The organism is Myroides sp. LJL116 (genome assembly GCF_054871685.1).
The window spans coordinates 18,500-31,344 of the sequence record NZ_JBTXLR010000018.1 but is presented as its reverse complement, the minus strand read 5'-3'; the positions used below and the strand labels follow the sequence as shown (position 1 = coordinate 31,344).

The following is a 12,845-nucleotide window of genomic DNA, read 5'->3' as shown; positions in this document are numbered from 1 at the left end:
CTTTTTTATTTTAATAAATCAGCCACATATGGCATTAATGCTAAATGACGAGCTCTTTTAACAGCTACAGAAACTTTTCTTTGGAATTTTAAAGATGTTCCTGTTAAACGACGAGGTAAAATTTTACCTTGCTCGTTTACGAATTTTAATAAGAAATCAGCATCTTTATAATCGATATATTTGATTCCTGATTTTTTGAAACGACAATACTTTTTAGTTTTGTTTGTTTCTATGTTTAAAGGCGTAAGATATCTGATATCCCCGTCTTTTTTTCCTTTTGCAGATTGCTCAATACTAGACATAATAATTAAGCTTTTTTAGATTTTAATTTCTCTCTTCTTCTCTCCGCCCAAGCGATTGCTTCTTTATCTAAACTTACAGTTAAGAAACGCATAACTCTTTCGTCACGTCTAAACTCAGTCTCTAAGTTGATAATAACATCTCCAGGTGCTTTGTACTCAAATAAGTGATAAAATCCACTTTTCTTGTGTTGGATTTCGTACGCTAATTTTTTAAGCCCCCAATCCTCTTTAGATACCATCTCAGCTCCTCTAGAAGTAAGAAATTCTTCAAATTTCGTTACTGTTTCCTTTACCTGAGTTTCAGATAAAACGGGATTCAAGATGAAAACAGTTTCATAATGATTCATAAATACAAAAAATTAATTTGTTATAAAATTGGCTGCAAAAATACAACATGTATCCTTACCATCCAAATACTATTAAAGTTTATTTGTAATTAAAACATTTCTTTAACTTTAAGCATTGATCCCTAACGGATTAATAAAAATCTACGTTAGCAACTACCTTAACTGCTCGATAAGGCCCAATAGCCTCAAAGCTTTTGAGTATATCTACAATTCTAGCTTTAGTTAAATTAAGGGGTTTATCTTGTGGTATTTTAATTAATATTACCCGAAGATATTCATTTCGAATTCTATTAATACTAGGCTCTTCTGGGCCTAGAACTGGAATACCGAGTTCCTTGGTTAAATAATTATACATCCACAAAGATGCCTGTTTTAATTTATCAAAATCCCTATGCTTTAATGTAATACGCACTAACCTATAAAAAGGAGGGTACTTAAAATTATAACGATCATACATTTGTTCTTTATACATACCATGGTAGTTATAATTGGTAACTTGTTGAATGATATTATGGTTTGGATTATAGGTTTGTATTACCACTTGTCCTTTTTTATTACCTCTACCAGCTCTACCACTAATTTGCACCATGGTTTGAAAGGCGCGTTCAAAGGCTCTAAAGTCGGGATGGAACAAACTATTATCAGCATTTAAAATCCCTACTAAACTAACATTATCAAAGTCAAAGCCTCTAGCTAGCATTTGAGTCCCTACTAAAATATCAATTTCCCTATTTTTAAAGTCGTCAATAAGTTTTTCAAAACTGTATTTGAGCTTTGTGGTATCTTGATCCATTCTAGCAATCCTATGCTCTGGGAACATGGCCTGCAATTCTTGCTGAACCTGCTCGGTACCAAAACCTTTGCTATTTAAATCTAAAGAGTGGCATTTTTGGCAAAATTTAGGCATCATTATAGAGAACCCGCAATAATGGCAACGCAATTCATTAGAATATTTATGGTAGGTTAGACTCACATCACAATGATCACACCCAGGAACATGCCCACAGGTCATGCATTCCACAACTGGAGAGAATCCCCTGCGGTTTTGATAAATAATCACTTGTTCCTTTAAAGCCAAAGCTTCTTGAATCTGTTGAATTAGATATTTTGAGAAGTGCCCAACCATTTGACGCTTCTTATAATTTTCTTTTAAATCAATAAGTACTATCTCCGGTAGTAGTATATTATTATACCTCCTATCTAAAGTCACTAGACCATACTTACCTTGATCCGCATTATAATAAGATTCCAAACTCGGGGTAGCCGAACCCAACAAAACTTTAGCTTTATGCTGGGAAGCTAAAACTACCGCACAATCTCTTCCATTATAGCGTGGAGCAACTTCTTGCTGTTTATAACTTACTTCTTGTTCTTCATCTACTATAACTAATTGTAAGTCCTTAAATGGCAAAAATACCGCCAATCGCGTCCCTATAATAATTCTAGCTTTTTCAGAACCTTGTAATACTTGTTTATAAACCTCTAAGCGCTCGTTTGCGGAATACTTAGAATTGAAAACAGCTACTTGATTACCAAAATAACGAACTAACCGAGTTACTAATTGGGTAGTCAATCCAATATCTGGAACCAAATAAAGTATTTGTCCATTTGGATTTTCTCTTAAAAAATTTTCTATAAGCCGGATGTAGACTTCCGTTTTACCAGATGCAGTAACACCATGTAATAGAACAACCATCTTCTTAGTGTAATGTTCTATAATTTGATCTAAAGCCCTTTCTTGGTATGTACTTAATACTATTTCATCTTGGGTAGCCTCTTCAAAAACAACACGGTCTTGCGCCTTAAAAACCTCAGCAACGATACCCTTTGTAATAAGGGCTTTTAAAATAGAGGCCGAACATCCTGACTGCTCTATAAGTTCAGAGGCTAATACAGGTAGAGATCTATTATTTTCTAAATGCAGAAGGTATTCTATTAATTGGGTTTGCTTGGTACTAAGCTTTAAAGAACTAATGAATTCCTCTCGGATAGATTCCTTTTGCAAATCCCCTGCCCAGATTATAAAGCGTCCAATCTTTGGCTTATACTTATCTACTATTTCTTCTTGTAAAAAAACAACTTCCTTTTGCATTAAACTATGCAAAATCGGAAATACTTTCTTTGTATTAAGTATTCCAATAATATCTTTTAACTTCAAAATAGATTGACTTTGAAGAGCCTCATAAATTAAGAACTCATTATCTGATAACTCTTCCACTTGGATAACGCAGTTAGGGTTAAATTGTATCAAAGTTTCACTCTCTAAGAGCAATTTACTTGGCATACACCCCTTATACACCTCTCCTAGGCTACACATGTAGTATTCACTTACCCATTTCCAAAGTTCAATTTGCTTTTCACTTACAATTGGTTCAATATCTAATATTTCAAAAATCTCTTTAGCCTGATAACTTTCTGGGACTCTTTGGTGCTTATCAATGACCAATCCTGTATATACTTTTGACTTTCCAAATGGTACTGCTACACGCATACCAACTTGTACGAATTCATATTCATCAGTACTTACTAAATAAGTAAAAGTCGAATTTAAAGACAAAGGAATGATAACTTCCACAAAATAATACATGACACTTGTTTTATTGTTACAAAGATAACACGACTTTAGACTAAAGCCTACTATAAAAAAAAATGGTGCCTTTTTATAAGCACCACTTTTTTTATTCTACACGCTGCCAAGATTGAGTGCGTCCTAAAAGAGATATTCCTACATATCCCCTAACATTGAGTTTGTTCGCGGACTCCAATTTAATGGAGCATTTGTATACCTTACCAGTTTCTGGATCTAAAATAGTACCTCCAGAAAGATCGTTATTTTTCTTCTGCATATTGTTGATAAAAACTAAACCAAGAATCGGCTTATCTTTATTCTCTCCTTCACATTTCTCACATAAGGGATTATCCCTACTAGGATCTAAAAGCTGGACTATTTTACCATAATATTTTCCTGATTTTTCGTAAATTTCTACGATAGACTTTTCCTTACCTGTGGCATCGTCTACTGTTTTCCATTTTCCAGTGATTTCTTGGGCTTGTGCACTCAAAAAACTTACCAAAAACAAAGAGATAACTAAAAGAATTTTTCTCATACTAATCTATATTAAATTAACACTCCTTCTCAAATATAACTCTTTTTACTCTTCAATTTACTTATTGTTGCATTTAATTCAAAACCTAATAGTAATATCATACAGTTTATCCATAGATAAAACATAACTACTAACAAAGTACCAATAGATCCATACAATTCATTATATCGAGCAAATCGCAATACATATACTCCAAATAAATACGAGGTTAAAATATACAACACAGTGGTAAAAATAGAACCTATAGAAACAAAGGGGATGCTTTTTGTTTGTTTAGCTCCAAATTTATACAAAGTAGAAGTAGTTAAAAATACAATCAGTAGTAAATAAAGGTTTCTTGCCCAAAGAATAAGGCTACTATCCAAATGAAAGGTATACATGATAACTTCTAAAACAACATAAACAGCTACTGAAAAAATAAGTGCAAACGAGAGCCCTATAGATAATACAAGAGCCATTAGATATTGTCGGATAAAATTTCTAGAAATAGTTATATGGTAAGAAGATTCAAAACCTCCTAAAATGGCAAAAACTCCATTACTCATTAAAAAAATGGACAAGAAAAAACCCGAAGAAAGTAGTGACTTATAACTGTTATTCATAATATCACTTAGAATAGATTCTACTGCTCCATAGGTATTAGGAGGCAATGAATTTTTTATAAATTCCAAGAAATCAATTTGAAAATTTTCTAAGGGTATATATGGAATAAGGTTTAAGATAAATAAGGCAAAGGGAAACAGTGCCATAAAAAAACTAAAAGCAATTGAACCTGCCCTATAAGAAAAAGCACCCTTTACTATTCCCATTATATAGAGCTCTAAAAGATCGTATAAAGAGTATCCCTGTAAAAAAGAAAATTTCACTCTCTTTAAAAAACATACGATCTTATCTATTACGGGAATCTGGTAGAATTTGCCTCTCATATTTGTAAAATGAATATAATGCTGTTATGCTAATCACTGCTACCGCAATGTATAGCCAATACATAGAATAATGCAAAGCAATTCCATATCTTAAAACTTGACTTATAGCTTGTATGATATAAGAAATAGCTCATTTAAAACATTAAACAAGCTACCCTTTATTATAACACGGCCTTTAAACTTAAATCTAAGTTACTTATAGAATGGGTAAGCGCCCCACTAGAAACAAAGTCTACCCCGCATAGTGCATATTCTCTTACTGTACTATGATCAATATTACCAGAAGACTCACTTTGGCATTGACCATTGATTAAAGCAACAGCCTGTTTAGTCATCTTGTAGTCAAAATTATCTAACAAAATTCTATAGACATTAGAACAAGCTAATATTTGCTCAACCTCATCTAGATTACGCGCTTCAACAATAATCTTAAGATCTTTGTTAGTCTTTTGTAAATAATCGTTGGTCTTTTGAATTGCTTGAGCAATTCCTCCTGCAAAATCAATATGATTATCTTTTAGCATAATCATATCGTATAAAGCAAATCTATGATTTTCACCTCCTGCAATTTTAACAGCCCATTTTTCTAAAGCACGAATCCCTGGAGTAGTTTTACGTGTATCTAAAATCTTAGTACCTGTTCCTTGTAAAAGATCGACAAACTCTTTAGTTTTAGTAGCAATAGCACTCATTCTTTGCATTGAATTTAGCATAAAGCGCTCAGCTTTTAAAATAGATTGAGAATTACCACTAATATATCCAATAATATCCCCTACTTCAATTGGCTGACCATCTTGTATTAGAATCTCCAATTCTAGACTAGGATCTACTTTATTTAATATCATTTTAGCAAATTCAATTCCAGCTAAAACCCCAGACTCTTTTACTAGTATTTTAGCCTTACCTGTTGCATTGGCTGGAATACAAGCCAGTGAGCTATGGTCTCCATCTCCAATATCTTCTCTTAGAGCATTGGTTATGATAATATCTAACTCCTTTAAAAATTGTTCTTGTGAAATCATAAAATAAATATTGCGATGCTAAAATAAGAAATCTTTATCTACTTCTAATCTTATTTAACATCGCAAAATATATTCTAAAACAGTTTTAACCCTAACTAATTGTAATACCTAATAGGGTATAAAATTCTTTAAGTATAGCAGGATGTCCTGGCCAAGCTGGAGAAGTTACCAAATTAGCATCAACTACTGCTTTATCTGCCCCTACTTCAACATACTGTCCACCAGCTAAAGTAATATCCGGTCCGATAGTAGGATAGGCAGTTAGCTTTCTATCTTTTAAAACATTTGCAACGGTTAATACTTGAATACCATGACAAATAGCAGCAACAGGTAAATCCTGTAGGAAAAAATATCTTACATGCTCAATCACATCTTGGTTTAGACGAATATACTCAGGAGCTCTACCTCCACAGATATATAATCCCTGGTAATCCGTTACAGTAACCTCGCTGAATGTTTTATTTAAAACAAAATTATGCCCCTTAAACTCTGCATAAGTTTGGTATCCTACAAAATCATGTACAGCAGTTGCAATAACATCTCCACTTTTCTTACCAGGAGCAACAACATCTACTTCTACTCCTATAGATAGTAAAGCTTGATAAGGTACCATCACCTCATAATCTTCGACAAAATCTCCTGCTAACATTAATACTTTCTTTGCCATAATTACAAAATTTTAAAAATTACAAGCTCTAAAATACAATTTTAAACAACGCTAATTAAAAGCATTAAGACTTTTTTTTTACAATATGTTAAAATTTAGCATATCTTTACTATAAAAACCAATAGAAATGAAAAAAATATCCTTAGTACTTTTTACAGCATTAATTCTTTTTAGCTGTACTATTAAGGTCCCACCGCCACAACATATCGTCGTGGAAGACCTTTATTCGTTAGACATTCCAGTTGCATTAGCACCTATGCATGATTTGTATCCAGGAGCGGACTTAGAATACGGTAATACCTTTACGGAGGTTTACCTAGTGACTAAACATCTCTTAGAACAAAACAATACAAGCAAAGACTTTCAAACTTATGTAGAGGATGCTTTAAAAGTATACCAAAACAAACCGCAATACACTATTGCAAAACAAGAAAACTTAAACATAAATGGCTTACCTGCAAAAATGTACTATTTGGAAATGCAGTTAAACCAAATGCCGATGTTCATGATTCAAACGTTAATCCAAGGGAAAAAAGCAAATTATGAACTTATATCTTGGACAACACAAAGAGAAAAAGTATATGATACTTTAGAGCTTAAAAGTATTATCGAAACTTTTAAAGAAATAGAATAATTAGTTCTCGAGTAAAACTTATTCGTGAAGTAATAAAAAACAATGCTTTTAGAATACTTTCTTATATAGCCTTGTAATTTCTTAACCTACATTAAGAAAGACCTGCATTTCATGGACTTTCTTGTATATTCGGATATAGAATCGTAAATTTGATAAAAATAAATTAGCATTTCAGATATGAAAAAAATCGTATTATCTTTAGCTATTGCAGCTACTTTGACTCTTGCTTCATGTGGAAACAAGAATGCAGACACAGCAACTACTACAACAGAGCAAGAAGTTGCAAAAGAACAAGGTGTTAAATATGTTGTGGATACACAAAACAGTTACACTACTTGGAAAGTTGGACATACAGGTGGTATTGATCCAAGATGGGGGAAACTTTCTTTAAGCCAAGGAGAGGTTTCTATTGACCAAAATGGTTTAACTGCAGGAAACTATATTTTAGACATGAACACTATCACAGTTAACCCTGCATCGGTTGGTGATGATGAGAAAAAAGTTTCTGACTTAACTAATCACTTAAAGAGTGTAGATTTCTTTGATATAGCTCAATATCCTACAGTAACTTTTCAAATTACTAAAGTTGAAGATTTAGATCCAGCTACAGAAAGTAAAGTTGAAGGAGCAAACAAATCTGTAAGTGGAAACTTAACTATCTTAGGAAAGACTGTAAATACAACTTTCCCTGCAAAAGTTACTATCACAGAAGAAAATGCTACTTTAGAAGCTAACTTTATCGCTAATCGTACAGATTGGGGACTAAAATTTGGAACTAAAGACGAAAAAGGATTCGACATCAATCCAGCAGATTGGGGAATTAGTAAAGATATGGAAATTGGAGTTTTCTTAATCGCGAACAAACAAAAATAATCTATTTTTATAGACTATTATATAGCTTACAGGCTATCTTATCTACCACAGATAAGATAGCCTGTTTTTTTTTACCTGATTTTGTGTAGTCTAATTAATTCAAAATTTGTATTTTTGAGAAAATTTAAAAAACAGAAGAAGATTTATTATAATGGTTAAAAATTTTGACATAGTGATAGTAGGTGCAGGCCCAATTGGTATTGCATGCGCACTAGAAGCAAAAAAAAAGGGCCTTTCCTATATTGTATTGGAAAAGGGCTGCTTGGTTAATTCATTATATAATTATCCAGTTAACATGCAATTTTTCTCTTCTTCTGAACTATTAGAATTAGATAACATTCCCTTTGTAAGTATTCAAAACAAACCTAGAAGAAATGAAGCTTTAGAGTACTACAGGCGCGTATGTACCAATAGTGACTTAAATATTCAACTTTTCACTCAAGTTACGGATATTAAGAAGAACTCTTCTGGTGATTTTGAAATAGAAACTTCTAAAGGAAAGTATTTTTCTATCAATGTTATCATTGCTACTGGTTTTTATGATTTTCCAAATCTACTCCATATCCCTGGTGAAAACCTAGAGAAGGTTTCCCATTACTACAAAGATCCACATTTTTATGCATCAACTAATGTTGTAGTCATAGGAGCTAGTAACTCCTCTGTTGATGCTGCTTTAGAATGCTATAGAAAAGGAGCTAATGTAACGATGATTATTCGCGATGATAAAATCAGCGATACAGTAAAGTATTGGGCTAAACCAGATATAGAAAATAGAATAGCTGAAAATAGTATTACTGCATATTTCAATAGTAACTTAACAAACATAACTCCTGAGCACGTTAGCTTTGAACAAAATGGAGAGTCTAAAACAATTGCTAATGATTTTGTTTTAGCCTTAACAGGATATCATCCAAATTATGATTTTTTAAGAAAGGTAGGTATTCAAATAAAAGATCAAGCAACAAAGGAACCAATGTATAATTATGACACCATGGAAACCAACATAGATAATTTATATCTAGCAGGTGTAGTATGTGGTGGTATAAATACCCATAAGTTATTTATTGAAAATTCTAGAATACACGCAAAACAAATTCTCTCCCATATTATCGAAGAGCATCGATATCGTAGTTAGTTAATCCTGGCATTGATCACAAATGCCCCTAGCTATTATTTCTAATTCGTCTAAGCTAAAGTTTTTTGGCAATTCGATTTTTGGAATAGAAATACTAGGCAAACAAATTATCGCATTACAATCCTTACATTGAAAGTGTAAATGTGTATCTTGGTGATTAACTTCATTACAGGCATCCCTACATAATGCATATTGTGTTACATTATTAGAAGTGATACTATGAATTAGTCCTTTAGCTTCGAAGGTTTTTATCGTCCTGTAGATGGTAACCCTATCCGATTGCTCAAAGCTATTCTCAATATCATTTAAAGTAACAGCTGTACTTTGTTTTTTTAAAAACTTAAGTACTAATAAACGCATAGCTGTTGGATTGATGTTTTTATTTTTTAATTCTAGTTCTAAAGTTAGCAAAGTCAATTATTTTATATCTTATTGTAGACAATAAGATAAGGAAATAGATTGAATTTTCAAAGTACAAAACAATGCGATATCTAATCAAAGATTCTTTTTTTAATACAAAATAACAAATCGAGTTGATAATTGAGAAAAATAAAAATATATTTATGTTTTTTTACAATTATCCTCAAATAAAACATCATAAAAGTGAATAGCAAACTAATCGGAAGTATTCTTATAATAGCTGGAACTGCCATAGGCGGAGGCATGCTAGCAATGCCCATTATATCCTCAGGAGTTGGCTTTAGTGGAATAACCCTAGTAATGGTTTTAATTTGGATAGCAATGTGCTATACGTCTTTATTATTGGTAGAATGTTATAAAGATCATTCCCACACAGACGGATTAAGTACGATGACCCATAGATATCTTGGATCGATAGGCTCTATTGTTACGGGGATCTCAATGTTAACCCTTATGTACGCTCTAGTTAGTGCTTATATAGCTGGAGGAAGTGATATTTTACAGCTAAATCTAAAGAATTGGCTAAATATTACCTTAACTCCTTGGCAAACAGCCATTGTATTTACCATTATCTTTGGAGGCATCGTAGCCTTAGGTGCCAAAGTAGTAGATGTAGCAACAAAATGGATTTTTGTAGTAAAATTGGTCTTCCTATTTATCATAATAGTAACCATGCTTGGCTATATAAAAGTAGATAATTTACTTGCATCACCTATAGAGCAAAAACTTATCTATTCCTCTATTCCCATTATCTTTACCTCTTTTGGTTTTCACATCGTTGTACCAAGTATGGTAAAATACCTTAATGGAGACCAGAAATTACTAAAGAAAGCTTTCTTTTATGGAAGTCTTTTACCCTTAGTTGTATATATATTTTGGCAAATGTCCATTTTAGGAAGTATTGCACCTTCTACTTTATATAGCATTATTCAAAACAACAAAGGATTAGAGGGAATGATTCTAGCGGTAAGTAGTATCTCAGAATCTACCTGGATGCAAATTCCTATTAATGTTTTTACAGCAGCAGCTATTTTAACTTCTTTATTAGGAGTTGCATTAGCGCTCTTTGATTATATTAAAGACTTATCTAAAAAAACTTCCTTTAAAGAAAATCGCTTCATTTTATTTTTAATTACTTTCCTGCCACCTTTATTATTTGCTTTATATTATCCTAAAGGATTTATATTAGCTTTAAGCTACGCAGCAATTTCTGTAGTGATTACTTCTTTATTTATACCTGTTTTCATGTATATACAAGTAAAGAAAAGAAGACATGAAAAAATCAACTTTTTTCAAAAATTTGCCTTCCTACTAATAATCACATTTGGAGTTTCCATTTTGGTAATTCAAACTTTAATGACTCTTGGAAAACTTCCAATTTTAGAATAAAAGAAATAACACCCAACTTTAAATACAAAAATAAAAATGCAAAGATTCATAGGAAGTATCCTAATTGTAGCAGGAACAACTATTGGAGCAGGAATGCTAGCTATGCCAATTATATCTGCAAGCGTAGGCTTTGGCTTTATGACATTAATCCTATTTACTATATGGTTTGCCATGTGCTATACCTCTATCTTACTAGTAAACGTATATAAATATAACTCTCACGAAGATGGTTTAAATACCCTTACCCATAAGTATCTTGGAAATGGAGGTGCTATTATTACAGCTTTAAGTATGTTAAGTTTAATGTATGCCTTAGTTAGTGCCTATATAACAGGAGGAGGAGAGATTGTAAAGACTAACCTCGAGAGCATTTTCAACATAACTCTTTCCCCGGAGGTAGCAGCAGTAATATTTGCAGTTGTATTTGGAGGAATAATCCTTTTTGGGACTAGAATTGTAGATATAAGTACTAAAATTGTTTTCTCTGTAAAACTACTTTTCTTATGTATTGTAATTGGTTTACTGTTGCCAAAAATTCAAGGCACCAATTTAGAATACATTCCTAGTAGCACACTACCTATTATAGCAACTATTCCAGTAATCTTTACCTCTTTTGGTTTTTATGTTGTAATCCCAAGCTTAGTTAAATACCTTCATGGGGACACCAAAAAACTAAAGTGGGTTTTTATCATCGGAAGTAGTATTCCTTTAGTTTTATACATCATTTGGGAATTAACTATTCTAGGAACGATTGAAAACGAAAAATTCACAGAAATACTTAAGCAAAATTCTGGTCTAGAAGGATTACTAAGCGCTATTAGAAATGTATATGACTCTAATGTAATTCGCATAGCCTTTAATATATTTGCCGCCGCAGCTATTCTAACCTCGTTTTGGGGAGTTGCCTTAGCCTTAAATGATTTTATCAAAGATTTAGGGAAAAAGAAAACCTATATCACCAATAATTTTTCTGCATTAGCTCTAACGTTCACTCCACCGATTATCTTTGCATTATTCTATCCAGATGGCTTTATTATGGCCTTGGGATATGCATCGATCTCTTTGGTAGTTCTTGCTTTGATTATGCCAATGCTTATGCTTATGAAAGCCCAAAAACAAAACGGAATTAAATCTGGCTTGCTGCAAAAGCTAGCTTTTACCTTCCTTTGGATATTAGCTATTGCTATTGTAGCAATACAACTACTACTTTCTGCAAAATGGATATAACCTCATAAAAAAGCCGACTCTATTTTAGAGTCGGCTTTTTTTATAAATATACCTTTTCTGATACTATTTCTTTTCTAATAAATAACAGATAACATATTCTGCAGAACGCAAACCAAATAAAGCAGGCATCCAGCTATTTGTACCAAAGAAAGATTTCTTAAAGTTCTTTCCATCTGTCATCTTCAAACTACTTTGATCAGGCTGTTCTGTACTAAAAACCGCTTTCACCCCAGAACTAATTCCCTCTTTTTTCAAGCGTTTTCTAATCTGTTTTGCCAAGGGACATACATCTGTTTTAGAAATATCTTTCACAGTAATCTTGCTAGAAGCCATCTTTCCTCCTGCTCCCATATTACTAATCACCTTTACCTTGTTTCTCTTAGCAGCCAAAATCAAATTCACCTTAGGAGTAACACTATCTATACAGTCTAGTACATAATCATAATCTGGAGTCACAATCTCAAAAGCGCGTTCAGGAGAAATAAACTCCTCTACACAAGTTAAGTTTAATTCTGGATTAATATCCATCAATCTAGCTGCTACAACACTTACCTTAGACAAGCCAATAGTGGAATGCAAAGCAGGTAATTGTCTATTAATATTGGTAATATCTACGGTATCCCCATCAATAATGGTCATATTTCCTATCCCTGCTCGTACTAAAAACTCTGCTGCAAAAGATCCTACTCCACCTAAACCTACTACTAATATCTTTGCGTTTTTTAATCGTTCTAAGCCCTGTTCTTTAAAAAGTAGTTCAGCGCGTTCTTGCCAAATTGCCATGTGTTCGAAATTA

14 protein-coding genes are annotated in these 12,845 nt (G+C 32.6%); 5 read left to right on the top strand and 9 right to left on the bottom strand.

Annotated features, from left to right (window positions below):
- Window positions 1-5: 5 nt before the first annotated feature.
- From rpsR to ACYSNM_RS11910, 7 genes are all read right to left on the bottom strand, one after another.
- Window positions 6-302: a 30S ribosomal protein S18 gene (rpsR, locus tag ACYSNM_RS11940; RefSeq protein WP_155092406.1), complete on the bottom strand. Its 297-nt coding sequence runs from the start codon at window positions 300-302 to the stop codon at window positions 6-8.
- A gap of 5 nt (window positions 303-307) precedes the next feature.
- A complete protein-coding gene (rpsF, locus tag ACYSNM_RS11935; protein ID WP_461753671.1) occupies window positions 308-649 on the bottom strand; it encodes a 30S ribosomal protein S6 in 342 nt (113 codons plus the stop codon).
- Window positions 650-779: 130 nt separating this feature from the next.
- The gene (priA, locus tag ACYSNM_RS11930) at window positions 780-3,236 is read right to left on the bottom strand and encodes a replication restart helicase PriA (RefSeq protein WP_461757121.1); all 2,457 of its coding nucleotides are present in this window, start codon (window positions 3,234-3,236) and stop codon (window positions 780-782) included.
- A gap of 91 nt (window positions 3,237-3,327) precedes the next feature.
- Window positions 3,328-3,756: a DUF2147 domain-containing protein gene (locus tag ACYSNM_RS11925; RefSeq protein WP_461757120.1), complete on the bottom strand. Its 429-nt coding sequence runs from the start codon at window positions 3,754-3,756 to the stop codon at window positions 3,328-3,330.
- Between the two features lie 29 nt (window positions 3,757-3,785).
- On the bottom strand, window positions 3,786-4,682 hold the full coding sequence (locus ACYSNM_RS11920) for a YihY/virulence factor BrkB family protein (RefSeq protein ID WP_461757119.1): 897 nt from the start codon (window positions 4,680-4,682) through the stop codon (window positions 3,786-3,788).
- A gap of 161 nt (window positions 4,683-4,843) precedes the next feature.
- Complete coding sequence (gene nadC / locus ACYSNM_RS11915) at window positions 4,844-5,704, bottom strand: carboxylating nicotinate-nucleotide diphosphorylase (protein WP_461757118.1); 861 nt, start codon at window positions 5,702-5,704, stop codon at window positions 4,844-4,846.
- A 91-nt stretch (window positions 5,705-5,795) separates the two neighbouring features.
- Window positions 5,796-6,371: a DJ-1/PfpI family protein gene (locus tag ACYSNM_RS11910; RefSeq protein WP_461757117.1), complete on the bottom strand. Its 576-nt coding sequence runs from the start codon at window positions 6,369-6,371 to the stop codon at window positions 5,796-5,798.
- A 127-nt stretch (window positions 6,372-6,498) separates the two neighbouring features.
- On the opposite strand from ACYSNM_RS11910, the gene ACYSNM_RS11905 reads away from it, so the two are divergent.
- The 3 genes from ACYSNM_RS11905 (at window position 6,499) to ACYSNM_RS11895 (ending at window position 9,013) form a co-directional block, all read left to right on the top strand.
- Window positions 6,499-7,005, top strand: a complete 507-nt coding sequence (locus ACYSNM_RS11905) for a hypothetical protein (protein WP_461757116.1) — start codon at window positions 6,499-6,501, stop codon at window positions 7,003-7,005.
- Between the two features lie 177 nt (window positions 7,006-7,182).
- Entirely contained in the window at window positions 7,183-7,878 is a 696-nt protein-coding gene (locus tag ACYSNM_RS11900; RefSeq protein WP_461757115.1) for a YceI family protein, read from the top strand.
- A gap of 151 nt (window positions 7,879-8,029) precedes the next feature.
- Window positions 8,030-9,013 carry a YpdA family putative bacillithiol disulfide reductase gene (locus ACYSNM_RS11895; protein ID WP_461757114.1) on the top strand — a complete coding sequence of 328 codons (984 nt, stop codon included), beginning with the start codon at window positions 8,030-8,032 and terminating at the stop codon, window positions 9,011-9,013.
- Here the strand turns inward: ACYSNM_RS11895 and ACYSNM_RS11890 are convergent, their stop codons facing one another.
- A complete protein-coding gene (locus ACYSNM_RS11890) occupies window positions 9,014-9,424 on the bottom strand; it encodes a Fur family transcriptional regulator (protein WP_461757113.1) in 411 nt (136 codons plus the stop codon).
- A gap of 192 nt (window positions 9,425-9,616) precedes the next feature.
- On the opposite strand from ACYSNM_RS11890, the gene ACYSNM_RS11885 reads away from it, so the two are divergent.
- Together ACYSNM_RS11885 and ACYSNM_RS11880 are read left to right on the top strand one after the other, a co-directional pair.
- Window positions 9,617-10,822 (top strand): aromatic amino acid transport family protein, encoded by a 1,206-nt coding sequence (locus ACYSNM_RS11885; RefSeq protein ID WP_461757112.1) that lies wholly within the window; start codon window positions 9,617-9,619, stop codon window positions 10,820-10,822.
- 36 nt (window positions 10,823-10,858) lie between these two features.
- On the top strand, window positions 10,859-12,049 hold the full coding sequence (locus tag ACYSNM_RS11880) for an aromatic amino acid transport family protein (protein ID WP_461757111.1): 1,191 nt from the start codon (window positions 10,859-10,861) through the stop codon (window positions 12,047-12,049).
- A 63-nt stretch (window positions 12,050-12,112) separates the two neighbouring features.
- Here ACYSNM_RS11880 and ACYSNM_RS11875 read toward each other — a convergent pair whose 3' ends face one another.
- Window positions 12,113-12,832 (bottom strand): tRNA threonylcarbamoyladenosine dehydratase, encoded by a 720-nt coding sequence (locus ACYSNM_RS11875; RefSeq protein WP_461757110.1) that lies wholly within the window; start codon window positions 12,830-12,832, stop codon window positions 12,113-12,115.
- Window positions 12,833-12,845: the final 13 nt, after the last annotated feature.